This window comes from Pantoea sp. JZ29 (genome assembly GCF_035190385.1).
Lineage (GTDB): Bacteria > Pseudomonadota > Gammaproteobacteria > Enterobacterales > Enterobacteriaceae > Pantoea > Pantoea stewartii.
Window position 1 is genome coordinate 3590777 of sequence record NZ_CP045241.1, and the last position, 26071, is coordinate 3616847.

Consider the following 26071-nt stretch of genomic DNA (forward strand, 5'->3'; position numbering starts at 1 on the left):
GGGCTTAATGCCCTGCCGGTTAACCCAGTCATTTCGCTGTAAGCTTAACGATCGATCATGCCATATTCTGCATCCGCATAGCGTTCACCCCGCACGTTTTGCGGCGCAAAGAGCCTGTCCAGCGTGTCACTGTCCGCCCCTGTCAGGACGACATTCGCTGCGGCACAGTTTTCTTCCAGATGATGGACCTTGCTCGCTCCCGGAATCGGCACAATATCTTCCCCCTTCGCCATGACCCATGCCAGCGCCAGTTGTGCCGCAGTAATACCATAACTGTGTGCCATCCCAGTGAGCTGCGCGACTAACTTTTGGTTATGTTCCTGTGCCTGCTCCTGAAAACGCGGCAAACTGCGGCGGAAGTCATGCGGATCCAGCGCGTCCACGGACGTCAGTTTGCCCGTCAGGAAGCCCCGGCCCAACGGACTGTAAGGCACAAAACCGACATTCAGTTCACGACAGGTCGCCAGAATGTCCTGCTCGGGATCGCGGGTCCAGAGTGAGTATTCGCTTTGTAAGGCAGAAACGGGATGGACGGCACAGGCGCGCCGCAGCGTAGCAGATGAGACTTCAGACAACCCAATATAGCGGGCTTTTCCCTCTTTAATCAGATCCGCCATCGTGCCAATCACGTCTTCAATCGGTACGCTCGGATCAAAACGGTGCTGGTAAAGCAGATCGATATGATCGGTCCCCAAACGGGTTAACGATCCTTCGACTGCACGGCGAATATGCTGAGGCTGGCTGTTAACGCCCGTCATCTTTTCCCAGCCCTGACCTTCGCCAGTAATCGCAAAACCAAATTTTGTGGCAACCGTGATATTGTCGCGGCGGCCTTTAAGGGCTTTAGCGATGAGCACCTCGTTGGTAAAGGGACCGTAGATTTCGGCGGTATCCAGAAAGTTGATGCCCAGTTCAAACGCGCGCGACAGCGTATTTAATGCCTGCTGCTCATCATGATTGCCATAGGCGAAGGTCATGCCCATACAGCCGAGTCCCAGTGCTGAAACGCGTAATCCCTGATTACCCAATTGACGTTGTTGCATGATGTTTTCCTCTTTGTTGCGGTGTTATTGTTATAATCCTCATCAATACCAACAACAATTGCGCTATTCTTGCCCATTCAGTGAGGAAAATTCATCAATGACACTTTCGCGGGCCACCCTGCAGGAACTGGAAATGTTCAGCGCCATTGCGCACCACCGGAGCTTCCGCAAAGCCGCACAGGCACGCAACGTGACGCCGTCTGCGCTGAGCCACGCCATGCGTCATTTCGAACAACGGCTAGGAGTGAGATTACTCAACCGCACGACGCGCAGTGTCTCACTGACCCAGGCTGGACAACATTTTCTGCAGCGCATTCAGCCTGCCTTACTCGATTTATCGCAGGCCGTGGATGAACTTAACGACTGGCGAGCCCGGCCTCACGGTACGCTGAAACTCAATATGCCCCGCTCTGCAGAAGCGCTGTTTTTTGACAGCCTGATCCTGCCATTCCTCCAGCGCTATCCGGACATTACGCTGGAAATTGACAGCAACGATGCGCTGGTGGATATCCTTGAAGCCGGTTTTGATGCAGGCATTCGCTACGGTGATGTGCTGGCGCAGGATATGATCGCCCTGCCCTTTGGCCCGGCAATGCGTACACTGGTTGTCGCAAGCCCGGCGTTTATCGAACGTCATGGTGTCCCGCAAACACCGGACGATCTGCTGCAGTTTCCCTGCATTGAGCGGCGTTTCCCGAGCGGGCAACGCTATCGCTGGGAATTCATGCACGCAGGGAAAAAGCGGGAAGTCGCCGTCAGTGGCTCTCTGGTGCTGGACAACAACGAACGAATATTGCAGGCCGCCCTTGCGGGAGCAGGGATTGCTTTTCTGCAGGAGGCCGTGGTCAGTGCCAGTCTGCGAAGTGGCGCACTCGTTGAGCTGTTAAGTCACTATACGGAGAATGCCGATGGCTTCTGGCTCTACTATCCCGGCAGGCGTTATGTCTCTGCACCATTACGTCATTTTATTGACTGGTTACGTGTTAATAATAACGAAGTGATCAACCATCAAAATTAACAGCAATATAAGAACCGAGTAATAATTATTTTAAAATAGTCATGAAGGAATCAGCATAAATAACATTTAAAATATAAAAGACAGAATTTTTTATTAATTAGCATTATGAAAAAATAAAAAACCAGGGGACAGTAAAATAATAAATGCGTAGACTGCGGTTGGGCGCCTGAAGCTTTCTGCTTTGGGTAAGAACCTGAGGTGGAAAGAGGAAGGAACCGCTCACATTAATCAGTCAACTAATGCGAGCGGAGGTCACTACCCTAACACCTCAACACTGTCAGGGTAGCCCCTCGCTCGATGAAAATCAAGAGAGGTGCCACCATGAAGTCGAAATACGGTTTACTTGTTATTAGCGGGTTAATTCTCTTAGGATTGAGTTTATCAAACCGAGGTTCATTATGTGAGCTTCGCCTCAGAATAATGAGTGCTGAACTTTCGGCTGTCTTGAATTACGAAACCAGGCAGTAAAACTTCGTTAGTGGCGGAGTTTACTCCGCCCTATATGCCAGTGTAAATGTGTTAGCGCAGGCGCCCTTTCCTTTATTGATTTTCTTATTCGATAATAATCAGCATAAAAAAACGGCCCCATAAGGGGCCGCTATGACTGTCCTGAGACTTATTTCTTCTTCGCTTTCGCGTTAGGCAGATCGGTGATGCTGCCTTCAAAAATTTCAGCCGCCAGTCCTACGGATTCATGCAGGGTTGGGTGCGCATGAATGGTCAGCGCAATATCTTCTGCGTCACAGCCCATTTCAATGGCCAGACCGATTTCACCCAGCAGTTCACCGCCGTTCGTTCCGACAATGGCACCACCGATAACACGATGGGTCTCTTTGTCGAAAATCAGTTTGGTGATGCCATCTGCACAGTCAGAAGCAATCGCACGGCCTGATGCCGCCCACGGGAATGTGGCGGTTTCATAGCTGATGCCTTTCTCTTTCGCTTCTTTCTCAGTCAGACCGACCCAGGCAACTTCTGGCTCAGTATAGGCAATGGAAGGAATCACTTTCGGATCGAAGTAGTGTTTCAGACCTGAAATGACTTCTGCCGCAACATGGCCTTCATGCACGCCTTTGTGTGCCAGCATTGGCTGACCTACAATGTCGCCGATCGCATAAATGTGTGGCACATTGGTGCGCATCTGCTTGTCAACGCGGATGAAGCCGCGATCGTCAACTTCGACTCCGGCTTTGTCAGCATCCAGGCCTTTACCGTTCGGTACACGACCAATCGCAACCAGAACCGCATCATAACGCTGAGCTTCGCCCGGCGCTTTTTTGCCTTCCATCGAAACATAGATACCGTCGTCCTTGGCTTCTACGGCGGTAACCTTGGTTTCCAGCATCAGGTTAAATTTCTTGCTGATACGTTTGGTAAAGACTTTAACCACGTCTTTATCGGCCGCCGGGATAACCTGGTCAAACATCTCGACCACATCGATCTCTGAACCCAGCGCATGGTAAACGGTAGCCATTTCCAGACCGATGATTCCGCCACCCATAACCAGCAGACGCTTAGGCACTTCTTTCAGTTCCAGCGCGTCAGTGGAATCCCATACACGAGGATCTTCATGAGGAATGAACGGCAGTTCGATAGGACGTGAACCTGCAGCGATAATGGCGTTATCGAAGTTAATAGTGGTTGCGCCACCTTCACCTTCGACCACCAGCGTATTGGCACCGGTAAATTTGCCCAGGCCATTAACCACTTTCACTTTACGCCCTTTCGCCATGCCAGACAGGCCGCCGGTCAGTTGGTTAATCACCTTCTCTTTCCAGCTACGGATTTTGTTGATATCCGTTTGCGGCTGACCAAACACAATGCCGTGTTCTTCGAGCGCTTTCGCTTCTTCAATCACTTTAGCAACGTGCAGCAGCGCTTTAGACGGGATACAGCCTACGTTAAGACAGACACCACCGAGGGTGCTGTAGCGCTCAACCAGTACGGTTTCCAGACCTAAGTCAGCGCAACGAAAAGCTGCAGAGTAACCTGCAGGACCTGCCCCAAGTACCACGACCTGAGTTTTAATCTCTGTACTCATCATGACCTCTTATTGGATTTCCGGCGGGTCAGACGCTGAGCCTATCCCATTAGGCTAGTTAACTGGCCATATTGCGTCTGCTGCTGCAAACATTCCCCTATCGGATTTGCCTGCCGTGACTCAATCTGACTGCGCCAATTATGCCTAATGGAATAGGCTCATAATGTCCTTATTCCACCGGGACATGTTCACCGCAAGAGTTTACAGAATTGTTAATAAACTGCCAACAGCGGTGCCCTGAATGTTACAAAAAGGCCGGCATTTGCCGGCCTTTTGCGCTTTTTACATAACCAGACGACGAATGTCTGACAGCATATTGCCAATAATAGTAATGAAACGTGCACCATCCGCACCGTCGATAACACGGTGATCGAAGGACAGAGAGATCGGCATCATCAGACGTGGTGCAAACTCTTTACCGTTCCATACAGGCTCCATTGCGGATTTGGACACGCCAAGGATGGCCACTTCCGGCGCGTTAACAATCGGCGCAAAGTGCGTGGTGCCCAGGCCGCCCAGGCTGGAGATGGTGAAACAACCTCCCTGCATATCGCCTGCGGTCAGTTTGCCATCGCGCGCCTTTTTAGAGACCGCCATCAGCTCACGAGACAGCTCGGTGATGCCCTTCTTGTTCACGTCTTTAAAGACCGGAACGACCAGACCATTTGGCGTATCGACCGCCACGCCGATGTTGATGTATTTTTTCAACGTCAGCTTCTGCGCGTCTTCAGACAGGGAACTGTTGAAACGTGGCATCTGCTCAAGCGCTGCAGCGACAGCTTTCATGATGAAAACCACTGGCGTGTATTTCACGTCCAGTTTGCGCTTCTCAGCTTCGGCGTTCTGCTGCTTACGGAAAGCTTCCAGATCGGTAATATCGGTTTTATCAAAGTGGGTTACGTGTGGGATCATCACCCAGTTACGGCTCAGGTTGGCACCCGAGATTTTCTGGATACGGCCCAGTTCCACTTCTTCAACTTCACCGAACTTACTGAAGTCAACTTTCGGCCATGGCAGCATGCCCGGCAATCCGCCACCGCTGGCTGCGGCTGGCGCAGCCTCTGCGCGTTTCACTGCATCTTTCACGTAAGCCTGAACGTCTTCTTTCAGGATACGGCCTTTGCGTCCTGTGCCTTTCACCTTCGCCAGGTTAACGCCAAATTCACGCGCCAGGCGACGAATCACCGGCGTGGCGTGCACATAGGCTTCATTCTCAGCAAACTCGCCTTTGCTGTCTGCTTTTGGTGCAGGGGCAGCGGCAGGCTTAGATTCCGCCGCCGCAGGTGCAGGGGCCGACTCTTTCTTAGCCGCCGGTGCCGCGGCAGGGGCAGCGCCTTCCACTTCAAACACCATGATCAGCGAACCGGTGCTGACTTTATCGCCCGTCGCGACTTTCAGTTCTTTGACGGTGCCCGCGAACGGTGCCGGAACTTCCATCGACGCCTTATCGCCTTCCACTACAATCAGTGACTGCTCAGCCTCGACTTTATCGCCGACCTTCACCAGCACTTCGGTGACTTCAACTTCGTCGCCGCCGATGTCAGGTACGTTAACGTCTTTTGCCCCTGCGGCCGCAGCGGGTGCCGTCGCAGCCTCTTCTTTCACTTCTGGCTTCGCATCAGCAGCCGGTGCAGCACCCTCTGTTTCAAAGACCATGATGTGAGAGCCGGTATTCACTTTATCGCCGGTGGCGATTTTAATCGCTTTCACCACGCCCGCGAACGGTGCCGGGACTTCCATTGAGGCTTTGTCGCCTTCAACGACGATCAGCGATTGTTCAGCTTCAACTTTGTCGCCCACTTTCACCAGAATTTCGGTGACTTCGACTTCGTCACCACCGATATCCGGTACGTTAACGTCTTTGCTGGCGCTGGCAGACGCAGCGGCGGCAGGGGCGGCCTCAGCTTTTTTCTCTTGAGCTGGCGCCGGTGCCGCTTCAGCAGCACCTTCTGCGTCAAACATCATGATCAGCGAGCCGGTTTCCACTTTGTCACCGGTTGCGATTTTGATCTCTTTTACTACGCCGGCCTGCGGCGAAGGCACTTCCATAGAGGCTTTATCGCCTTCTACAGTGATCAGCGACTGCTCGGCTTCCACCTTATCGCCAACCTTGACCAGAATTTCGGTGACTTCAACTTCGTCTGACCCGATATCCGGTACCTTGATTTCAATAGCCATTACTCTGTTACCTCTTAAGCCAGACGCGGGTTAACTTTATCGGCATCGATCTTGAACTTCACGATCGCATCCGCCACGACTTTCTTATCGATTTCGCCACGTTTAGCCAGTTCACCCAGCGCGGCTACCACAACGTATGCTGCATCCACTTCAAAGTGGTGACGCAGATTTTCACGGCTGTCAGAGCGGCCAAAGCCGTCGGTGCCCAGCACACGGTAATCGCTTGAAGGCACGTAGCTGCGAACCTGCTCAGCAAACAGCTTCATGTAGTCGGTTGATGCGACAGCGGGTGCTTCGTTCATCACCTGAGCGATGTAAGGCACACGCGGCGCTTCTGTCGGATGCAGCATGTTCCAGCGCTCACAATCCTGACCATCGCGGGCCAGTTCGGTGAACGAGGTGACGCTGTAAACGTCCGAACCGATGCCGTAATCAGCCGACAGGATCTGCGCGGCTTCACGCACATGGCGCAGGATAGAACCTGAACCCAACAGCTGAACTTTACCTTTGCTACCGTCTACGGTTTCCAGCTTGTAGATACCTTTACGGATACCTTCTTCGGCACCTTTCGGCATCGCTGGCATGTGGTAGTTTTCGTTCAGCGTAGTGATGTAGTAATAAATGTTTTCCTGCGCTTCACCGTACATGCGTACCAGACCGTCGTGCATGATGACAGCCACTTCGTAGGCATACGCTGGATCGTAGGAGATACAGTTTGGAATGGTCAGTGACTGAATATGGCTGTGACCATCTTCATGCTGCAGACCTTCACCATTTAGCGTAGTACGGCCTGAGGTACCGCCGACCAGGAAGCCGCGCGCCTGCTGGTCACCCGCCAGCCACATCAAATCACCAATGCGCTGGAAGCCAAACATCGAATAATAAATGTAGAACGGAATCATCGGCAGGTTGTTAGTGCTGTAAGAGGTCGCCGCCGCCAGCCAGGACGATCCTGCGCCCAGCTCGTTGATCCCTTCCTGCAGAATCTGACCTTTCTCGTCTTCTTTATAGTAAGCCACCTGCTCGCGGTCCTGCGGCGTGTACTGCTGACCGTTCGGGCTGTAGATACCAATCTGACGGAACAGGCCTTCCATACCAAAGGTACGGGCTTCATCGGCAAGAATCGGCACCAGACGATCTTTAATCGACTTGTTCTTCAGCATCACATTCAGCGCACGCACAAACGCGATGGTGGTAGAGATCTCTTTGTTCTGCTCTTCCAGCAGCGCACTGAACTCTTCCAGCGCCGGCATTTCCAGCTTTTCCGTGAAGTTAGGCTGACGTGAAGGCAGGTAACCGCCTAACTTCTCGCGCTGACCATGCAGGTAGTTGTACTCTTCGGAGCCTTTCTCAAAGGTGATGTAAGGCAGCGACTCAATTTTGTCGTCTTCGACCGGCACGTTGAAACGATCACGGATATAGCGTACGCCATCCATGTTCATCTTCTTCACCTGGTGCGCGATGTTCTTGCCTTCTGCGGTGTCACCCATACCGTAACCTTTGATGGTATGAGCCAGAATCAGAACCGGCTTGCCTTTGGTGTCCTGCGCTTTTTTCAGTGCCGCGTAAATTTTCTTCGGATCGTGACCACCACGGTTCAGTGACCAAATCTCATCGTCTGACCAGTCTTTCACCAGCGCAGCGGTTTCCGGATATTTACCGAAGAAGTGCTCACGCACGTAGGCACCATCACGCGATTTAAACGTCTGGTAGTCGCCGTCGACGGTTTCGTTCATCAGTTGGATCAGTTTACCGCTGGTGTCATTGCGCAGCAGTTCATCCCAACGACCGCCCCAGATAACCTTGATCACTTCCCAGCCAGCACCGGCAAAAATGCCTTCCAGCTCGTTGATGATCTTACCGTTACCGGTGACCGGTCCATCCAGACGCTGCAGGTTACAGTTGATGATAAAGACCAGGTTATCCAGTTTTTCACGGGTCGCGATAGTGATCGCACCTTTGGATTCTGGTTCATCCATCTCGCCGTCGCCCAGGAACGCGTAAACGGTCTGGCCAGAGGTGTCTTTCAGACCACGGTGTTCCAGGTACTTCAGGAACTTAGCCTGATAGATAGCGTTGAGTGGGCCCAGGCCCATTGAAACGGTCGGGAACTGCCAGAACTCCGGCATCAGTTTTGGATGCGGATAAGAAGACAGGCCTTTGCCATCGACTTCCTGACGGAAGTTATTCATCTGCTCTTCGGTCAGACGGCCTTCCAGGAAAGCACGGGCATAGATACCCGGAGAAATGTGGCCCTGGAAGTACACCAGATCGCCGCCATCTTTCTCACTGCGCGCGCGGAAGAAGTGGTTAAAACACACTTCATAGATAGTGGCAGAAGACTGGAAGGAGGACATGTGGCCGCCAAGCTCCAGATCTTTCTTCGATGCGCGCAACACCGACATGATGGCATTCCAGCGGATAGCGGATCGGATACGACGTTCAAGTGAGGTGTTGCCCGGATATTCCGGTTCATCTTCAACGGCAATAGAGTTGATATAGTTACTGATAGCGGCAGCACCGCCAGCAACTTTCACACCGCCTTTACGGGCTGCACTCAGCACCTGATCAATCAGATACTGTGCACGTTCAACACCTTCTTCACGGATGACCGATTCGATCGCCTGTAGCCAGTCACGAGTTTCAATCGGATCCACGTCATTGTGTAAACGTTCTGACATGGGGGTATTCCTTATCTGTGTCTAATACGTTGAAAAATTGGGAGCCTGTTAACGTCAGGGAGACAGGCTCGTCGCACATGTCCGCACGATCTTTGCCGCGCGTTATTCCTTACGTTGCTGTAAACGACGTAGGGAGCGTTCTCGACGGCTCTGCTCCCGACTTCTGTCCAGCAAGATTTCCTCAATGAACGCCAGGTGACGGTGTGATGCCTCGCGTGCTTGTTCTGGCTCACGAGCCACAATCGCCTCAAAAATTCTGGCGCGGTGACCGCTCACTTTCGCCAGCATTTCCCGGCGAGAGTAGAGCAATTCAAAATTCTGTCGGACATTCTGTTCCAGCATAGGGCCCATTGATCGTAGCAAATGCAAAAGCACGACATTATGGGCCGCTTCTGTGACAGCGATCTGATACTTCATCACTGCGTCTGCTTCAGCGTCGAGATCGCCGCTGTCCTGCGCCTGTTGGATATGAAGATGACAGTCGCGAATACGCTGCAAATCTTCTTCTGTGCCACGCAGTGCCGCATAGTAAGCCGCAATGCCTTCTAAAGCGTGGCGCGTTTCCAGCAGATCAAACTGAGATTCCGGATGTTCGGCGAGTAGCTCTACGAGTGGATCGCTCATGCTCTGCCAGAGATGTTTTTGTACGAATGTTCCGCCGCCCTGACGGCGTAGTAACAATCCTTTCGCTTCTAATCGCTGGATTGCCTCACGGAGAGACGGACGTGAAACATCGAATTGTTTGGCGAGTTCGCGCTCGGGGAGCAACTTCTCTCCCGGCTGCAGCGTCCCTTCCATAATGAGGGATTCCAGTTGCTGCTCAATCGCATCGGAGAGTTTGGGTTGACGAATCTTGCTATAAGCCATCTTCCCTTCTTAAAGTATGCCGGTCAAACAAAGTAAATTGGTAATACCAATTCAAAAAAGGTGCCCGTAAAGTAACAAAGTATTCACCTTGTGTCTATACGGCATCTGTGACACTTCAGTGAAGGAATGCGGGATGCGCGCGTTAAATCCAGAGATAAAAGTGGAGAATCAGGCCATACCTGGACGTTAATTTTTTTAACCTTTACCAAAAATTACACAGCATGTATGACTAAACCGATTTAGCCATCAGCGCCTGGTCAGCGCGGTTTGCTGCCGTTTTTCTCATCGGGGGTTAATAAGACGGCAGACCGTTTGATTCTTTTTAAGCCAACTCGTACCGGGGCTGGCGAAAGCAGGTGCAAAGCCCTGCGCTTATCACTATTCTGTTGGTCAGGTTACAGCTGGCGGCATTACGCAAGTCTGACACCTTAAAAACATCAGTCTTAAGTGTATTTAATTCTTTACAGTCAGCACATTCTGAAGCGAAGAATAACAACATCATGAGGTGTGTATGGAACAACAGCACGGTGAATCGCTGAAGCGCGGTTTAAAAAATCGCCATATACAGTTGATCGCCTTGGGCGGTGCAGTGGGAACCGGCCTGTTTCTGGGCAGCGCGTCGGTCATCAAATCCGCAGGTCCCGCCGTTATTTTAGGCTATGCGATTGCCGGGTTTATCGCCTTTCTTATCATGCGTCAGTTGGGTGAAATGGTGGTCGAGGAGCCCGTTGCCGGGAGCTTCAGCCACTTTGCCTATAAATACTGGGGAAATTTTGCCGGTTTCGCCTCTGGCTGGAACTACTGGGTGCTGTATGTGCTGGTCGCCATGGCGGAGCTGAGTGCCGTCGGTAAATACATTCAGTTCTGGGCGCCCGATTTTCCCACCTGGGCATCAGCCGCTATCTTCTTCGTGCTGATTAATGCCATTAACCTGACGAACGTTAAAGTGTTTGGTGAAATGGAGTTCTGGTTTGCCATTATTAAAGTTATCGCGGTGATTGCGATGATCCTGTTTGGCGGCTGGTTACTGTTCAGTGGTACCGGTGGGCCGCAGGCAACCGTGCGTAACCTGTGGGAACACGGCGGCTTTATGCCGAATGGCCTCGGTGGGCTGGTGATGGTTATGGCGATTATCATGTTCTCCTTTGGCGGTCTGGAACTGGTCGGGATTACGGCGGCAGAAGCGGACAATCCTGAAACCACGATTCCAAAAGCCACCAACCAGGTGCTGTGGCGTATCCTGATTTTCTATATCGGCTCGCTGGCAGTGCTGCTGTCATTAATGCCGTGGACGCGCGTGACTGAAGATACCAGCCCCTTTGTGTTTATCTTCCACGAACTGGGCGATGCCATGGTTGCCAATGCACTAAACGTGGTGATCCTCACCGCCGCACTGTCGGTCTATAACAGCTGCGTTTACTGTAACAGCCGCATGTTGTTTGGTCTGGCCCAGCAGGGGAATGCGCCAAAAGCGCTGCTGAACGTGGACCGCCGCGGTGTGCCCGTGATGAGTATTCTGGTGTCAGCCGTCGCCACCGCGCTGTGCGTGCTGCTGAACTTCCTGATGCCGGGCGAGGCGTTTGGTCTGCTGATGTCGCTGGTCGTGTCTGCGCTGGTCATCAACTGGGCGATGATTAGCCTGGCGCACCTGAAATTCCGTAAAAAGAAAAACCAGCAGGGCGTTACCACCCGTTTCAAAGCGGTACTGTACCCTGTGGGTAACTGGGTTTGCCTGATCTTCCTGGCTGGCATCCTGGTCCTGATGGCGATGACGCCAGGCATGGCCATTTCCGTATGGCTCATTCCTGTCTGGCTGATCATCCTGGCTATTGGCTATTTCATCAAGAATAAGACGCAAAAAGCCTGACGGCATTGCCTGCCCGCCGACAGAAAACGGCGGGCAGGCTCGGTAAACCCGACCCTGCTCACACTTCTCCCTGCACGGCTGTTTTGTCCATCATCCCAACAATTTCGTGCCGCGCCGCCTGTGGATTAAACATTAATAATCCTTTTATGTTTAATTTCTCTGCAGGTTACAACAATGACAGATAACCCCCTCTCATTCAGAGAAAAGCTGGGCTATGGCATGGGTGATGCGGGGTGCAACATGATCGGTGGCGCTGTCATGCTGTTCCTCAGCTATTTCTATACCGACGTTTTTGGCTTAGCACCGGCCTTAGTGGGCGTGCTGTTACTCTCGGTGCGCATTCTGGACGCCATCACCGACCCGATAATGGGCGCGATAGCTGACCGTACCAAAAGCCGCTGGGGACGTTTCCGTCCCTGGTTACTGTGGGTGTCAGTGCCCTACGTTATATTCAGTGTACTGATGTTTACCACGCCAGACTGGAGCTATCCCAGCAAGGTCATCTGGGCCTTTACCACCTACTTTTTCATGTCCCTGGCCTATACCGCCATTAATATCCCCTACTGCTCGCTGGGTGGCGTCATGACTAACGATCCCGGTGAGCGTGTCTCCTGCCAGTCGTACCGGTTTGTCATGGTCGGCATTGCCACCCTGATTCTGTCACTGTCGTTGCTGCCGATGGCGGAATGGTTTGGCGGTGAGAACAAGGCGCGGGGTTATCAGATGGCGATGGCTGTGCTGGCCCTGGTGGGACTGGCAATGTTTCTGTTCTGCTTCGCCACCGTGCGGGAACGTATTCAGCCTGCCGTCCCTACTCATGATGAGCTGAAAAACGATTTGCGTGATGTGTGGAAGAACGATCAGTGGGTGCGCATCTTGCTGTTGACACTTTGCAATGTCTGCCCGGGTTTTATTCGTATGGCAGCAACCCTGTATTACGTGACCTGGGTCATGGGACAAACGGCGCACTTTGCCACGCTGTTTATCAGCCTGGGCGTGGTTGGCATGATGCTGGGTAGCACGCTGGCAAAAGTCCTTACCGACCGCTGGTGTAAGTTGAAAGTCTTTTTCTGGACCAATATCGCCCTTGCCCTGTTCTCCTGCGGTTTCTACTGGCTTGATCCCCACGCCACCGTGACAGTCGTTATCGCTTACTTTCTGCTTAATGTCCTTCATCAAATTCCCTCCCCTTTACACTGGTCTTTGATGGCGGATGTGGACGATTACGGTGAATGGAAAACCGGTAAGCGTATTACCGGCATCAGCTTTTCAGGCAATCTGTTCTTTCTCAAGGTCGGACTGGCCGTCGCGGGGGCGATGGTCGGCTTTCTGCTCTCGGCTTACGGTTATGATGCGGGTGCGAAACAGCAATCGGCTCACGCGCTCAACGGCATTGTCCTGCTGTTTACCGTTATCCCCGGGGCTGGCTATTTGATTACCGCGGGCGTGGTGCGACTGATGAAAGTGGATCGCACATTAATGCAAACCATTCAACGCGATCTTGCCCTCCGCCAGATTCAGGCGCACGAAAAACACCCTACCGAGCTTCCGACTGGAGAGTTGAAATGAGCGAAAACTGGCCCAACCCCTTTATTGAACGGCGCGCCGATCCGTTTATCCTGCGCCACGGAGAACACTATTACTTTATTGCTTCCGTACCGGAATATGATCGTCTTGAGCTACGTCGTGCCAGCACGCTAACGGCCTTACGCACCGCGACACCGGTCGTGGTCTGGCGTAAACCCGATATTGGGCCGTTCAGTGAGCTGATCTGGGCACCGGAGTTGCATCGTATTGAGGAACACTGGGTTATCTATTTTGCCGCAGCGCCTTCGCGCGATATCAAAGATGGCTTGTTTCAGCACCGGATGTACGCGCTGGTGTGCAACGATGACGACCCGCTCAGTGGCCACTGGCAGCCCCCGCGCCAGGTGTTAAGTCATCTCGACAGTTTTGCGCTGGATGCCACCCACTTTGTTCACCAGGAGAAAAACTGGTACTTATGGGCGCAGAAAGATCCTGCAATTCCAGGGAATTCCAACCTCTATCTGGCTGAATTGCGTAATCCATGGACGCTCAAAGGTAAACCGGTGATGCTGAGCCGTCCGGAATATGAATGGGAGTGCGCGGGGTTTAGCGTCAACGAAGGCGCGGCCGCGATAGTGCATGGTGACTGGCTGTTTATTACCTATTCTGCCAGCGCAACGGATGAAAACTACTGCATGGGCCTGCTTTCCATTCCGCGTGATGCCGATCCGCTGAACGCGATGGCCTGGCAGAAATCAGCGCGTCCGGTCTTTGCAACCAGTTGGGAAAACCGCCAGTATGGACCGGGACACAGTTGTTTTACTCAGGATGAGGACGGGCGCGATCTGCTGGTCTATCACGCACGCAATTATACAGAAATTGAGGGCGATCCCCTTTGGGACGGTAATCGCCATACGCGTCTGAAATATTTTCACTGGCGTGAGGATGGCACACCCGACTTCGGGATTCCCCCTGCCGACTACACCAACGTGCCGTAAATGGTCAGCAACGCCACAACCACCACCAGCACCAGCGAAATGCGCTTCGCCAGCGCCACGGCGACACGTGGCGTTGCGACCTTATCGCTGTGCGGATCGCGAGCCAGCGAAAACTGCGCCAGCGTGGTTAAAACCTGGTACTGCGAGTGGTGCCTGTCCGTCAGCGAGGCAAACCAGGCAGGCAAGGCTTTCTCACCGTGCCCCAGCAGCGCATAGGCAACGCCCGCCAGCCGCACCGGGAGCCAGTCAACCACATGCAGAATGCTGTCCACGCCAGACTGAGAGCGGGCCATGGGCGTGCAGTGTTTTGCCAGCCAGCTTTGCCAGGCGCGTAAAAACGCATACCCCACGAGTAACACCGGTCCCCAGGCACCGCCCACCACGAACCAAAACATCGGTGCCAGATAGAAACGGAAGTTAATCCAGATGAGCGCATTCTGAAGCTCACGAAGGAATTCGCGTTCGCTGCACTCAACAGGCACACCGTGGATCAGGGTTAACTCTGCCGCCATGGCCTGATGTGCCGCGGCGTCATCACGACTCGCCGCCTGCAAATACGTATGATAGTGCTGACGCACCACACCCGCTCCGATGCACAGTAACCCCACCACGATCCAGAACAGAAGCTGAGGAATACCAAACAAAATGCCTTTCAGGCTCCCGACCACCAGCGCGGTCAGGCCCATCGCGATAATCAGCATCAGCAGTGTGCGCATCACCGAAAAATGCTGACGGCGACGAAACACAGGCTCCAGCCGGTGATCCAGTTGCCAGTGTTCCCCCAGCTTAAACAGCCGTTCCCAACCTAAAACCAGTAACAAGGTAAATAACGTCATAGTTACTCCAATTTTTGTTGCTGTAACCGCTGTTTAAAATCGTCCCAGTCAAACGCCGGGCCGGGATCGGTTTTCCGTCCCGGTGCAATATCACTGTGGCCGGTAATGCGCGCAGGCGTTAACGGATAATGGGCTAACAACGTCTGCGTGACCTGATGCAGAGCGGCGTATTGTGCCTCGGTATAAGGTTCAATATCCGTGCCCTCCAGTTCAATGCCAATTGAAAAGTCGTTGCAGTTTTCCCGCCCCTCAAACTGCGAGATGCCAGCGTGCCAGGCACGTTTATCAAAGGGGACATATTGCACGATTTCGCCATCACGTCGGATAAGGCAGTGCGCCGCAACGCGCAGATGAGCAATCTCAGCAAAGTAGGGATGCGCGTCGGCAGGCAGCGTGCCGGTGAACAGTTTATCAATCCACGGGCCGCCGAATTCGCCGGGCGGCAGGCTGATATTGTGAATGACCAGAAGGGATGGCGCTTCATTATGCGGCCGATCATTACAATGGGGGGACGGCACCTGTCGCACACCGGACAGCCAACCTTTTTCTACTTTCATGCTGGATTCTCTTCGCAGGACCGGTTTGAGAATAGCATGAATTTTAAGGGATTATTGCGTCAAAATGCGTTGCACTATCGGGCTGATAAACGCACATGTTAAGTATACTAAACAAAAAGTGACTAAGGACTGGTGCCTTCGCGCTATTCAGGCTATGGTAATCGCCTCTGTTACCTGACATTTACTGGAGCGGAACGCGTATGTCTGTGCGTCGCTATGATCCTGACAGTCGCCATCAGGCGCTGCTTGAACGTATTGAAAATGATATCCCCGAGGCCGTTGAACGCGCATTAAAGGAAGATCTCGGCGGTGAGACAGAGAGCGACCGCGACATTACCGCGCAGCTCCTGCCAGCCGACAGTCGGGCACATGCTCAGGTTATTACCCGTGAAGCCGGTGTTTTTTGTGGTAAACGCTGGGTCGAAGAGGTGTTTAACCAGCTAGGCGCGCACACCGCCCTGACATGGCATGTGAAAGATGGACAACATGTTATCCCGGATCAACCCCTGTTTGAGGTTGACGGGCCAGCCCGCCTGTTGCTGACGGCCGAACGCACCGCATTGAATTTTGTGCAAACCTTGTCCGGCGTCGCCACGGAAGTCAGCCGCTATGTCGCGCTGCTGGAAGGCACACAGACACAGCTTCTGGATACACGCAAAACATTGCCAGGCCTGCGAACAGCGCTGAAATACGCCGTACTGTGCGGTGGCGGCACTAATCATCGCCTCGGCCTGTCCGATGCGTTTCTGATTAAAGAAAACCATATTATTGCCAGCGGCTCAATTCGTCAGGCCGTCGAAAAAGCCTTTTGGCTTTATCCGGATGTCCCTGTGGAAGTCGAAGTTGAATCGCTGAAAGAGCTGGAAGAGGCACTGGCTGCGGCGGCCGACATCATCATGCTGGACAATTTTTCCCTTCAGGCGATGCGCGAGGCGGTGAAGATCACGGCTGGTCGTGCGCTACTGGAGGTGTCAGGCAACGTCACCGAAACGACGATTCGGGACATCGCCGAGACCGGTGTGGATTATGTCTCTGTCGGCGCGCTGACCAAGCATGTGCGTGCTCTGGATCTGTCGATGCGCTTTCAGGCGCAATAATCCCTGTTGCCGTGCCGCCGGCACGGCCTGTTTTGTGCACCAGCGTCCAGTGACGTAGTCCTGTTCCTGTAACCCACCAGATTTATTGCCTGCCCTTTTCCACTCTCCGGGTTTCCTGCTGTTATTACCGACAGCGTCTTCCTAGACTGCGGCCTTCTTACTCAGGAGGCACATATGCACTATCAACAAGGATTCACGTTAGTTGAATTAATGATTGTGGTCGGCATCGTGGCGATCCTCAGCGCTATCGGGCTGCCTGCCTATCAAAATTATCTGCAGCGCGCCGCGCTGACCGACATGCTGCAAACCATGGTGCCCTTTAAGACGGCCGTTGAGCTTTGCGCGATTGAACGCGGCGGGCCTGAACAGTGTCAGGCCGGGCAACGCGGTATTCCGCAGGGCACAACATCACGTTACGTGTCGGCGATCACCGTGGTCAACGGCATGATTACCCTGACCGGGCAGGAGAGCCTGAATGGATTAAGCGTAGAAATGCTGCCCGTCTGGGACAGTAACGAAGGCACGCTCGTCTGGCAGCGTACCTGTACCAGCACTAACACCACGTTACGCGACAACTGTCAGGAACAATTCCGCTTTGACAGTCGTGGGGGCACAAATGAGTAAACCCGACGATGCGGTCGCGCTGATCTGTCAGCGCTACCGCGCCATCATCCTCGACCACAACGCGACGCATTTACGTCTTGCTGTCGCTGAGCAGGTTCCGCCAGGACTGGCCGAAGCCCTGCAATTTGCCAGCCCGTGTCAGATCGCTATTGAGTGCTGGCCGCAGGCCCGGCTCGAACAGGCTGAAGCGATGCATAGCCCCTTGTGTGCTAAAGAGGGTGCCGCCACAGAATCGGCAATCGATACCGCCAGCCAGCTTCTGCATCAGGCCGCACAGCGGCGGGCCTCAGACATCCATATTGAGCCTTATCAGCACAGCCTGCGTATTCGTCTGCGCATTGACGGCGTGTTGCATCCCCTGCCCCTGCAACGGGACATACAGCCAGCGGCTCTGCTGGCGCGGCTTAAAATTTTGGCCGGACTGGATATTGCCGAACGTCGTCTGCCACAGGACGGTCAGTTCAGCCATGAGATTGACGGTCAGGTCGCTTCCTTTCGGCTCTCAACGTTGCTGACGCAGGGCGGAGAGAAAGCCGTCGTACGTTTGCTGCAGCGGGAAGGCGCTACACTGTCCCTGGACTCGCTGGGCTTACCCGCGGCTCCGCTGCGCCTGCTCAAGGCTGCGCTGGCACAGCCCCAGGGCCTGATTCTGGTCACGGGCCCAACCGGCAGTGGAAAAACGTCTACCCTTTACAGCGGACTGAGCGCGATTAATCAGCCCGGAAAGAACATTTGCAGTGTGGAAGATCCCATTGAGATCCCTTTGCCGGGCATCAATCAGACGCAAATTAATCCAAAGTATGGGCTCGATTTTAATCGCGTGTTACGCGCGCTGCTTCGCCAGGATCCGGATGTCATCATGATAGGCGAAATACGTGACGGCGAGACCGCTGAAATTGCCGTAAAAGCCGCGCAAACCGGTCATCTTGTCCTCTCGACTTTGCACACTAACTCAACGGCTGAAACGCTAACGCGCTTACGCCAGATGGGCATTCCTGGTTATTTACTGGGCTCAGCGTTGCGCCTGATTATTGCTCAGCGCCTGGTCAGACGCCTGTGTCCGCACTGTCGTGAACCTGGACAGGCCGTGGCACATCTCCCGGCGTCAGTCTGGCCAGGCACGTTACAAACCTGGCGGGCACCGGGTTGCGATCACTGCTTTTCGGGTTATTTTGGCCGTCTGGCTTTATTCGAACTCCTGCCCGTTACAGCCAAACTGCAAAATGCTATCGCCGCCGAAATGCCTCTGGAGGAGGTATTGGCGCTGGCAAAACAGCAAGGGATGCGCACGCTACAGGCTTCGGGGCTGGACGCTGTCAGCCGCGGCGAAACCTCTCTGGAGGAGATGCAGCGCGTTATTGGGCTCGAATCATGACGCACCTTTTTCTTTATCGCTGGTATGCCGTAGATACACAGGGCAGACTGCAAACGGGTTATCATCTGGCCCCCGACAGTGAGACGCTGTCTGACGATCTTTCGCGCCGGCACTTAGTGCCGGTGAGCGAGAAACGGGAAAAAATGATGCGCCGACGTGACTGGCGGTCACAGCATAAAATTGATTTCATTCGCCAGCTCGCCACCCTGCTAAAGGCGGGCCTTCCTTTATCGCAAAGCCTTGATCTGCTGGCATCAGGTCACCCGCATGCCGCCTGGCGGGCGTTGATGCAGGCCTTACAGCATCACGTCTTGCGTGGCGAGCCATTTTCGCAGGCATTACGCCAGTGGCCAGAGGTTTTTCCGCCACTTTTCGCTGCGCTAATGGCGGTCGGCGAGCTGACCGGTCAGTTGGATATCTGCTGCGAACAACTGGCGCAGCAACAAACACGCCAGCAGCATTTGCGCGCCAAGGTTCTGAAAGCCCTGCGTTATCCCCTGTTTATTCTGTTCGTGGCGTTGGCCGTCACCTGCGGTATGTTGCTGTTTGTCTTGCCGGAGTTTGTTTCCGTCTATGCCTCGTTTGACGCGCCTTTACCCGCCTTCACCGCCGCCGTTATCACCCTGTCCGACGCATTACAGGCGGGCGGATTGCCGCTAATCGGGGGCATTGCCCTGCTGGCGACGGGCTGGTACCACGCGCGGCGGCGCTCTGAAAACTGGCAGCGCTGTGAGCAACGCGCCCTGCTGCGTGTGCCGGTTATCGCCGGGCTATGGCAGGGTAGTCAACTGACGCAAATCTACAGTGTGTTGCAACTGACCCAGCAGGCAGGATTAACCCTGCTCCAGGGACTTGATGCGGCCTGTGTCACGTTGTCATCGCGGCTGTGGCAGGATGCCATCAGGGCTATTCAGCAGCACATTGCGCAAGGCAATCCTCTGCACCAGGCGTTGCACTCGCATCCCCTGTTTACGCCACTTTGTCGTCAGTTGATTCGTGTGGGTGAAGAGTCAGGCGCACTGGATGCGATGCTGGCGCGTCTGGCTGAATGGCATGAAAGAGAAACGCTGACGCGGGCTGATAATCTGGCCGCCTCGCTGGAACCAGTGATGATGGTGGTGATTGGCGGCATTGTCGGCACACTGGTGATCGCCATGTATCTGCCTGTGTTTGGGCTAGGTGAGGCCATGCAGTAAAGGTACTCCGTTCCTTTACTGCATGCTGAGCAGGCGGGGTTAACGGGAAAAGATGCGGTTTTCCTGCTCGGCCACCCGAATAAACGTGGTGCGCTTGGTTAACTCTTTTAGCCGCTCAGCTCCCACATAGGTGCAGGCAGAACGAAGCCCGCCGAGAATATCGCGAAGGGTTTCTTCTACTGGTCCGCGCAAGGGGAGTTTCACTGTTTTCCCTTCTGCCGCACGATATTCCGCCACGCTTCCCGCATGACGTTTCATTGCGGATTCTGAGCTCATGCCGTAAAACAGCATAAACCGCTCGCCGTTTTCTTCTGTAATTCGGCCTTCGCACTCATCATGTGCCGCCAGCATACCGCCCAGCATGACAAAATCCGCGCCGCCACCAAACGCTTTGGCGATATCACCCGGCACAGCGCATCCGCCATCGCTGACGATTTGCCCACTCAGGCCGTGCGCCGCATCGGCGCACTCAATCACGGCAGAGAGCTGCGGATATCCCACGCCGGTTTTGACGCGCGTGGTGCAGACTGAGCCCGGTCCAATCCCCACCTTCACGATATCGGCTCCGGACAGGATTAGCTCTTCGACCATTTCCCCCGTGACGACGTTACCCGCACAAATCGTTTTGCCCGGGAAGATCTCACGCGCACGCTTCAGGAAATCGACAAAGTGCTCAGAATAACCATTGGCAACGTCAATACAGATGAACTGCAGGTCATCGCAAATGGCCATGACCGCGATAAGTTTGGTGAGATCGGCGTCTGAGGTGCCGGTAGATACCATCACATATTTCAGTACTGATGCCGGTACGCGTTGAACAAACGTCCGCCAGTCTTCCACACTGTAGTGTTTGTGTACGGCTGTTAAGACATTGAAACTGGCCAGCGCCTCGGCCATTGAAAAAGTCCCCACCGTATCCATGTTGGCCGCGATAACAGGTACGCCGCGCCAGTCCAGGCCGGAGTGTTTGAACGTAAAGCTGCGATCCAGTTCGACCTGAGATCGGCTTTTCAGCGTGGAGCGCTTTGGACGAATCAGTACGTCTTTAAAGCCCAGTTTCAAATCTTCTTCAATGCGCATACATAGTGTCCTGGTAAGAGGTTATTCATCGCCATGAAGGGCGTTATCACAAAGCCAGTCACCTCATGATACGCGCCATTTGCACCGCAACAAGAGTGCGAATTTCACTTTATTTACGCTACAATCCATCAGATTCGACGGCGTCTTTCTAACGAAATCGGACGCGCAACATGATCGTGTCGTAACGCTTTGGCTTACCTGTGACTGAACGACTAAGAGAGTGAGAGTGAGAGATACGCCCTACACGGTGGCGCTGACCGGTGGCATTGGCAGCGGCAAGAGCACTATTGCCGCGTACTTTGCTGCAGAAGGCGTGACGATCATTGACGCTGATGTCATTGCCCGCGAGGTCGTCGAGCCGGGCACGCCTGCTCTGCAGGCGATTGTTGCACGCTATGGTGACAGTATTCTGACCGATCAGGGAACACTGCAACGTGCGCGCTTAAGAGAGATTATTTTTGCGGCACCTGATGAAAAAAACTGGCTAAACGCGCTGCTTCATCCCCTGATTAACGCCCGCACACAGCAGCTTAAAGCGCAGGCGACCTCACCTTATGTCCTGTGGGTCGTGCCGTTGCTGGTTGAAAACCAGCTCCAGCATCAGGCCGATCGGGTTTTGGTTATCGACACCGATGAAGAAACACAGCTGAAACGTACGCTCGCACGCGACAACGTTTCTCCTGAGCAGGCTAAACGCATTCTTGCGGCACAGGCGACGCGCCAACAGCGCCTCGCCTGTGCCGATGATATTATTGATAACAGTGGCGCGCCTGAAAATGCGCTACCCCAGGTTGCCAGACTTCATCAGCGTTATCTGAAGCTTGCGGCAGCGAAACAGGATTAATCCATGAGTACAGTCGTTCTGTTTGAACATCCACTGAATGAAAAAATGCGCACCTGGCTGCGTGTCGAATTCCTGATCGATCAGTTGCATCAGGTTACGCCATTGGAAAATACCGCCACGGCACTGACTTTTTTTCGTCTGATCGGCGAACTGCTGGATATCTTTGAACGCGGCGACATGCGCACCGAGTTGCTGAAAGAGCTTGAGCGTCAGCAAACCAAACTGCGCGCGTGGGCGGATGTGCCCGGCGTCGATATGTCCGTGGTGGATGCATTGCGCGACAAACTAAAAGCACAATCTGTTCTGCTTAACAGTGCGCCGCGTATGGGGCAGCAACTGAGGGAAGATCGTCTGATTGCTCTGGTTCGTCAGCGGCTCAGTATTCCGGGCGGGTGCTGCAGTTTCGATCTGCCTGGTCTGCACATCTGGCTGCATCTGCCGCAGACAACACGTGATGCGCAGGTGACAAGCTGGATGGAAACCCTGATACCGCTGCACAGCACACTGGCCATGTTGCTCGATTTAATCCGTCAGTCGGGCACTTACCGTTTACAAACCAGTCTGAACGGTTTTTATCAGGATAATGCCGAAGGCGCCGATCTTCTGCGTCTGCAACTGGACATAGAGGACGCACTTTATCCTCAGGTATCCGGTCATAAGAGCCGTTTTGCGATACGTTTTATGCCACTGGACAGTGAGCGCGGTGAAGTCCCTGCGCGCCTCAACTTCCAACTGGCCTGTTGTTAGAGGTGAACATGCAGGAAGAAATTATGACCGTTAACTGTCCGCAGTGCGGTAAAACGGTTATCTGGGATGAACTGAGCCCGTGGCGGCCGTTTTGCAGCAAACGTTGTCAGTTAATTGACCTTGGCGAATGGGCTGCGGAAGAAAAGCGCATACCCAGCAGCGATGAGTTGAACGACAGTGACAACTGGAGTGAAGAAGAACGCTAAGTCACGCGGTGGGGCATAATGCCCCACCCTGTTACAGTTCGCCTGCCACCAGACGCGCTATCAGTTCATGATTTGCCGCCGGAAATTCTTCAGCGATCAGCGCCCGCTGTTCGACCCAACGCTGTGGCTGACCTTCTTTGCCCCAGGGTTCACCTTTCCAGCCTTCGACCAGGAAAAAATGCAGCGTCACACGCAGATCGTCATAGGTATGATCTTTGATGCCAATGGCGCGGGCATCAGTCACCTCAATGCCGGTCTCTTCGAGCAGTTCGCGCACTAAACCCTGCTCAGGGCTTTCACCCGCTTCAATTTTACCGCCGGGAAATTCCCACTTATTGGCCATGTAGGAGGAAGCCGCACGCTGGGCAAGAAAAATGTGTTTATCAGCATTGCGGATAATGCCGACGGCAACCTGCAGGTGCTTCATGAAGGTATCCTGAAGAGTAGGTGAATGAGCGCTGATTCTAAAACATGTTAAGCGGGTTGTTAACCGCGCCATCGTTCAGCGGACAAAAAGCCAAAAAAAGGAGCCAGAGGCTCCTTTTCAGTCAACACGTTATCAGGCCAGGCGACCATGACACTGTTTGTATTTCTTACCTGAACCGCATGGGCAAGGATCGTTACGTCCGACTTTACGCTCGCCGCCCTGCTGGGCAAGCGACTCGGCCGCCAGCACATCTTCGCTGACATGGCTGAGATGCTGCTGCTGCGCCAGACGCTCTGCCTCTTCGCGACGTTGCTGCTCCATCGCTTCCACTTCTTCTGGCATTCGCACCTGCACCTTGCTCAGTGTGCTGATTACTTCATACTTCAGCGTTTCAAGCATGGCGGCAAACATGGCAAACGATTCACGTTTATATTCCTGCTTCGGATCTTTCTGCGCGTAGCCACGTAAGTGGATGCCCTGACGCAGATAATCCATTGCCGCCAGGTGCTCTTTCCACAGGGAGTCCAGCGTTTGCAGCATCACGCCTTTCTCAAAGTTACGCATCATCTCCGCGCCCACGATCTCTTCTTTCGCCGCATAGCTATCGGCAGCGTGTTTCATAATGCGCTCACGCAGCGTCTCTTCATGCAGGTCCGGTTCTTTATCCAGCCATTCACTGATTGGCAGATCCAGATCGAAATCGTTACGCAGGCGCTCTTCCAGTCCCGGTACGTCCCACATTTCTTCCAGTGACTGCGGTGGAATGTAGCTGTCGATAATCGATTTATAGACGTCTTCGCGAATACTGTTGATGGTATCGGAGACATCAGAAACATCCAGCAGCTCATTACGCTGGCTATAGATCGCGCGGCGTTGGTCATTCGCCACATCATCGTATTCCAGCAGTTGCTTACGAATATCGAAGTTACGGCTTTCCACTTTACGCTGTGCGTTGGCAATCGCTTTGGTTACCCACGGGTGCTCAATGGCCTCGCCCGGTTTCATTCCCAGCTTGCGCATCATGTTAGAAACACGATCAGAGGCAAAAATACGCATCAGCGCATCTTCCATTGACAGGTAGAAACGTGAAGAACCCGCGTCCCCCTGACGACCCGCACGACCGCGCAGCTGGTTGTCAATACGACGCGATTCATGGCGTTCCGTACCGACGATATGTAAACCACCTGACGCCAGCACGGCATCATGGCGAACCTGCCAGGCCGCTTTAATCGCCTCGATCTGCTCTTCAGTCGGATCCTGCAGCTCAGCGACTTCGGCATGCCAGCTACCGCCCAGCATAATATCGGTACCACGGCCCGCCATGTTGGTGGCGATGGTTACGGCACCCGGCTGACCAGCCTGAGCAACAATATCCGCTTCGCGGGCGTGGAATTTGGCGTTCAGAACATTGTGCTTAATGCCTGCGCGTGTCAGCTCGTTTGATACAACTTCTGACTTCTCGATCGAAATCGTACCTACCAGCACCGGTTGCCCTTTCGCGGTACGTTCGCGAATATCCTCAATAATGGCATCGATCTTCTCTTTCTCTGTCATGTAGACCAGATCGGCCAGATCTTTACGCACCATCGGACGGTTGGTTGGCACAACGATGGTATCGAGCTTGTAGATGGAGCTGAACTCAAACGCTTCGGTATCAGCCGTACCCGTCATACCGGCAAGCTTTTCATAGAGGCGGAAGTAGTTCTGGAAGGTGATCGATGCCAGCGTCTGGTTTTCGTTCTGGATTTCAACGCCTTCTTTGGCTTCAACGGCCTGATGCAGACCATCAGACCAGCGACGTCCTTGCATGGTACGACCGGTATGCTCATCGACAATGATGACTTCGCCATCTTTAACGATGTAATCAACATCGCGCGTGAACAGCGCATGTGCACGCAGCGCAGCCGTCACGTGATGCATCAGCATGATATTCGTCGGTGAATAGAGGGATTCACCTTCCACCATAATGCCCTGGCTCACCAGCAGCTCTTCGACTTTCACCAGGCCGCGCTCGGTCATGTGCGCCTGACGCGCTTTCTCGTCAACCCAGAAATCGCCTTCACCCTGGAAGTGGTCAGAATCTTCTTTTTCCTGACGGATCAGGTGAGGAATGATTTTGTTCACTTTGGTATAGAGTTCAGAGCTGTCTTCTGCCGGACCTGAGATGATCAGTGGCGTTCGCGCTTCGTCAATGAGGATGGAGTCGACCTCATCCACCAGCGCATAGTGCAGTTTACGCTGTACGCGCTCTTCAGGGCTGAACGCCATGTTGTCGCGCAGATAGTCGAAGCCATATTCGTTGTTCGTACCGTAAGTGATGTCCGCTGCATAGGCTTCACGTTTGGCAACGGAAGGCAGACCTGACATGTTGATACCGACACTCAGACCAAGAAATTCAAACAACGGGCGGTTATTTTCCGCATCACGCTGGGCCAGGTAATCGTTGACGGTAACAACATGAACGCCTTTACCGGTCAGGGCATTCAGGTAGGCTGGCAGCGTTGCCGTAAGCGTTTTACCTTCACCGGTACGCATCTCAGCAATACAGCGGTTGTTGAGTACCATACCGCCAATCAGCTGGACATCAAAGTGACGCATGCCAAAGACGCGTTTACTGGCTTCACGCACGGTTGCAAAGGCTTCCGGAAGTAAACTCTCCAGCGACTCGCCTTTTTTCAGGCGCTCACGGAACAGTTCCGTTTTCGCTTTCAGTTCTTCATCAGAGAGCTTTTCAAAATCCGGTTCCATCTTGTTGATGATATCAACGGTTTTACGCATGCGGCGCAAAGTACGATCATTGCTGCTACCAAAAACCTTGGTTAACATTTTGATTAACATAATAAATATATTCTCAATTCAGCC

General features: G+C 53.6%; 21 protein-coding genes. 11 read left to right on the plus strand and 10 right to left on the minus strand.

Going from position 1 to position 26071, the window contains the following annotated elements:
• Positions 1-44 precede the first annotated feature (44 nt).
• Positions 45-1043 carry an aldo/keto reductase gene (locus GC090_RS16755; protein ID WP_324020464.1) on the minus strand — a complete coding sequence of 333 codons (999 nt, stop codon included), beginning with the start codon at positions 1041-1043 and terminating at the stop codon, positions 45-47.
• Positions 1044-1140: 97 nt separating this feature from the next.
• Between GC090_RS16755 and GC090_RS16760 the strand changes: the two genes are divergently transcribed.
• On the plus strand, positions 1141-2061 hold the full coding sequence (locus GC090_RS16760; protein WP_324020466.1) for a LysR family transcriptional regulator: 921 nt from the start codon (positions 1141-1143) through the stop codon (positions 2059-2061).
• 616 nt (positions 2062-2677) lie between these two features.
• Here GC090_RS16760 and lpdA read toward each other — a convergent pair.
• The 4 genes from lpdA to pdhR form a co-directional block, all read right to left on the minus strand.
• Positions 2678-4102, minus strand: coding sequence for a dihydrolipoyl dehydrogenase (lpdA, locus tag GC090_RS16765; protein ID WP_028724707.1), 1425 nt, complete (start codon positions 4100-4102; stop codon positions 2678-2680).
• A gap of 282 nt (positions 4103-4384) precedes the next feature.
• Positions 4385-6280: a pyruvate dehydrogenase complex dihydrolipoyllysine-residue acetyltransferase gene (gene aceF, locus GC090_RS16770; protein WP_033740275.1), complete on the minus strand. Its 1896-nt coding sequence runs from the start codon at positions 6278-6280 to the stop codon at positions 4385-4387.
• A 14-nt stretch (positions 6281-6294) separates the two neighbouring features.
• The gene (gene aceE / locus GC090_RS16775; protein WP_033740274.1) at positions 6295-8961 is read right to left on the minus strand and encodes a pyruvate dehydrogenase (acetyl-transferring), homodimeric type; all 2667 of its coding nucleotides are present in this window, start codon (positions 8959-8961) and stop codon (positions 6295-6297) included.
• Positions 8962-9063: 102 nt separating this feature from the next.
• The gene (pdhR, locus tag GC090_RS16780; RefSeq protein ID WP_033740273.1) at positions 9064-9828 is read right to left on the minus strand and encodes a pyruvate dehydrogenase complex transcriptional repressor PdhR; all 765 of its coding nucleotides are present in this window, start codon (positions 9826-9828) and stop codon (positions 9064-9066) included.
• A 511-nt stretch (positions 9829-10339) separates the two neighbouring features.
• On the opposite strand from pdhR, the gene aroP reads away from it, so the two are divergent.
• The 3 genes from aroP (at position 10340) to GC090_RS16795 (ending at position 14220) form a co-directional block, all read left to right on the plus strand.
• Entirely contained in the window at positions 10340-11695 is a 1356-nt protein-coding gene (gene aroP / locus GC090_RS16785) for an aromatic amino acid transporter AroP (RefSeq protein WP_058702053.1), read from the plus strand.
• A 174-nt stretch (positions 11696-11869) separates the two neighbouring features.
• On the plus strand, positions 11870-13264 hold the full coding sequence (locus tag GC090_RS16790; RefSeq protein ID WP_324020468.1) for a glycoside-pentoside-hexuronide (GPH):cation symporter: 1395 nt from the start codon (positions 11870-11872) through the stop codon (positions 13262-13264).
• On the plus strand, positions 13261-14220 hold the full coding sequence (locus tag GC090_RS16795; protein ID WP_324020470.1) for a glycoside hydrolase family 43 protein: 960 nt from the start codon (positions 13261-13263) through the stop codon (positions 14218-14220). Before GC090_RS16790 ends, GC090_RS16795 begins: the two co-directional genes overlap by 4 nt.
• Here GC090_RS16795 and ampE read toward each other — a convergent pair.
• Together ampE and ampD are read right to left on the minus strand one after the other, a co-directional pair.
• On the minus strand, positions 14202-15056 hold the full coding sequence (gene ampE, locus GC090_RS16800; RefSeq protein WP_006117697.1) for a beta-lactamase regulator AmpE: 855 nt from the start codon (positions 15054-15056) through the stop codon (positions 14202-14204). The two genes, GC090_RS16795 and ampE, sit on opposite strands and share 19 nt — an antisense overlap.
• 2 nt (positions 15057-15058) lie before the next feature.
• Positions 15059-15613 (minus strand): 1,6-anhydro-N-acetylmuramyl-L-alanine amidase AmpD, encoded by a 555-nt coding sequence (gene ampD, locus GC090_RS16805; protein ID WP_006117696.1) that lies wholly within the window; start codon positions 15611-15613, stop codon positions 15059-15061.
• Positions 15614-15813: 200 nt separating this feature from the next.
• On the opposite strand from ampD, the gene nadC reads away from it, so the two are divergent.
• The 4 genes from nadC (at position 15814) to hofC (ending at position 19905) form a co-directional block, all read left to right on the plus strand.
• Complete coding sequence (gene nadC, locus GC090_RS16810; protein WP_324020472.1) at positions 15814-16710, plus strand: carboxylating nicotinate-nucleotide diphosphorylase; 897 nt, start codon at positions 15814-15816, stop codon at positions 16708-16710.
• Between the two features lie 174 nt (positions 16711-16884).
• Positions 16885-17334, plus strand: a complete 450-nt coding sequence (ppdD, locus tag GC090_RS16815; protein WP_006117693.1) for a prepilin peptidase-dependent pilin — start codon at positions 16885-16887, stop codon at positions 17332-17334.
• The gene (gspE, locus tag GC090_RS16820) at positions 17327-18709 is read left to right on the plus strand and encodes a type II secretion system protein GspE (protein ID WP_324020474.1); all 1383 of its coding nucleotides are present in this window, start codon (positions 17327-17329) and stop codon (positions 18707-18709) included. The genes ppdD and gspE overlap by 8 nt, the downstream gene beginning before the upstream one ends.
• Positions 18706-19905: a protein transport protein HofC gene (gene hofC, locus GC090_RS16825; RefSeq protein ID WP_324020476.1), complete on the plus strand. Its 1200-nt coding sequence runs from the start codon at positions 18706-18708 to the stop codon at positions 19903-19905. Before gspE ends, hofC begins: the two co-directional genes overlap by 4 nt.
• A 39-nt stretch (positions 19906-19944) precedes the next feature.
• On the opposite strand, the gene GC090_RS16830 is transcribed toward hofC, so the two are convergent.
• Positions 19945-20985, minus strand: a complete 1041-nt coding sequence (locus GC090_RS16830) for a GMP reductase (protein WP_058709137.1) — start codon at positions 20983-20985, stop codon at positions 19945-19947.
• Between the two features lie 226 nt (positions 20986-21211).
• Between GC090_RS16830 and coaE the strand changes: the two genes are divergently transcribed.
• The 3 genes from coaE to yacG are packed head-to-tail and all read left to right on the plus strand — an operon-like array spanning position 21212 to position 22782.
• Positions 21212-21829 (plus strand): dephospho-CoA kinase, encoded by a 618-nt coding sequence (gene coaE, locus GC090_RS16835; protein WP_006117689.1) that lies wholly within the window; start codon positions 21212-21214, stop codon positions 21827-21829.
• Positions 21830-21832: 3 nt separating this feature from the next.
• The gene (gene zapD / locus GC090_RS16840) at positions 21833-22576 is read left to right on the plus strand and encodes a cell division protein ZapD (RefSeq protein WP_006117688.1); all 744 of its coding nucleotides are present in this window, start codon (positions 21833-21835) and stop codon (positions 22574-22576) included.
• A gap of 8 nt (positions 22577-22584) precedes the next feature.
• A complete protein-coding gene (gene yacG / locus GC090_RS16845; RefSeq protein ID WP_006117687.1) occupies positions 22585-22782 on the plus strand; it encodes a DNA gyrase inhibitor YacG in 198 nt (65 codons plus the stop codon).
• A gap of 31 nt (positions 22783-22813) precedes the next feature.
• Here the strand turns inward: yacG and mutT are convergent, their stop codons facing one another.
• Positions 22814-23209 (minus strand): 8-oxo-dGTP diphosphatase MutT, encoded by a 396-nt coding sequence (mutT, locus tag GC090_RS16850; RefSeq protein ID WP_006117686.1) that lies wholly within the window; start codon positions 23207-23209, stop codon positions 22814-22816.
• Between the two features lie 132 nt (positions 23210-23341).
• On the minus strand, positions 23342-26047 hold the full coding sequence (secA, locus tag GC090_RS16855; RefSeq protein WP_033740260.1) for a preprotein translocase subunit SecA: 2706 nt from the start codon (positions 26045-26047) through the stop codon (positions 23342-23344).
• Between the last annotated feature and the right edge of the window lie 24 nt (positions 26048-26071).

Coding starts and splice junctions, on each gene's coding strand:
- GC090_RS16755 (WP_324020464.1), bottom strand. CDS start 1,043: ATGCAACAACGTCAATTGGGTAATCAGGGATTACGCGTTTCAGCACTG.
- GC090_RS16760 (WP_324020466.1), top strand. CDS start 1,141: ATGACACTTTCGCGGGCCACCCTGCAGGAACTGGAAATGTTCAGCGCC.
- lpdA (WP_028724707.1), bottom strand. CDS start 4,102: ATGAGTACAGAGATTAAAACTCAGGTCGTGGTACTTGGGGCAGGTCCT.
- aceF (WP_033740275.1), bottom strand. CDS start 6,280: ATGGCTATTGAAATCAAGGTACCGGATATCGGGTCAGACGAAGTTGAA.
- aceE (WP_033740274.1), bottom strand. CDS start 8,961: ATGTCAGAACGTTTACACAATGACGTGGATCCGATTGAAACTCGTGAC.
- pdhR (WP_033740273.1), bottom strand. CDS start 9,828: ATGGCTTATAGCAAGATTCGTCAACCCAAACTCTCCGATGCGATTGAG.
- aroP (WP_058702053.1), top strand. CDS start 10,340: ATGGAACAACAGCACGGTGAATCGCTGAAGCGCGGTTTAAAAAATCGC.
- GC090_RS16790 (WP_324020468.1), top strand. CDS start 11,870: ATGACAGATAACCCCCTCTCATTCAGAGAAAAGCTGGGCTATGGCATG.
- GC090_RS16795 (WP_324020470.1), top strand. CDS start 13,261: ATGAGCGAAAACTGGCCCAACCCCTTTATTGAACGGCGCGCCGATCCG.
- ampE (WP_006117697.1), bottom strand. CDS start 15,056: ATGACGTTATTTACCTTGTTACTGGTTTTAGGTTGGGAACGGCTGTTT.
- ampD (WP_006117696.1), bottom strand. CDS start 15,613: ATGAAAGTAGAAAAAGGTTGGCTGTCCGGTGTGCGACAGGTGCCGTCC.
- nadC (WP_324020472.1), top strand. CDS start 15,814: ATGTCTGTGCGTCGCTATGATCCTGACAGTCGCCATCAGGCGCTGCTT.
- ppdD (WP_006117693.1), top strand. CDS start 16,885: ATGCACTATCAACAAGGATTCACGTTAGTTGAATTAATGATTGTGGTC.
- gspE (WP_324020474.1), top strand. CDS start 17,327: ATGAGTAAACCCGACGATGCGGTCGCGCTGATCTGTCAGCGCTACCGC.
- hofC (WP_324020476.1), top strand. CDS start 18,706: ATGACGCACCTTTTTCTTTATCGCTGGTATGCCGTAGATACACAGGGC.
- GC090_RS16830 (WP_058709137.1), bottom strand. CDS start 20,985: ATGCGCATTGAAGAAGATTTGAAACTGGGCTTTAAAGACGTACTGATT.
- zapD (WP_006117688.1), top strand. CDS start 21,833: ATGAGTACAGTCGTTCTGTTTGAACATCCACTGAATGAAAAAATGCGC.
- yacG (WP_006117687.1), top strand. CDS start 22,585: ATGCAGGAAGAAATTATGACCGTTAACTGTCCGCAGTGCGGTAAAACG.
- mutT (WP_006117686.1), bottom strand. CDS start 23,209: ATGAAGCACCTGCAGGTTGCCGTCGGCATTATCCGCAATGCTGATAAA.
- secA (WP_033740260.1), bottom strand. CDS start 26,047: ATGTTAATCAAAATGTTAACCAAGGTTTTTGGTAGCAGCAATGATCGT.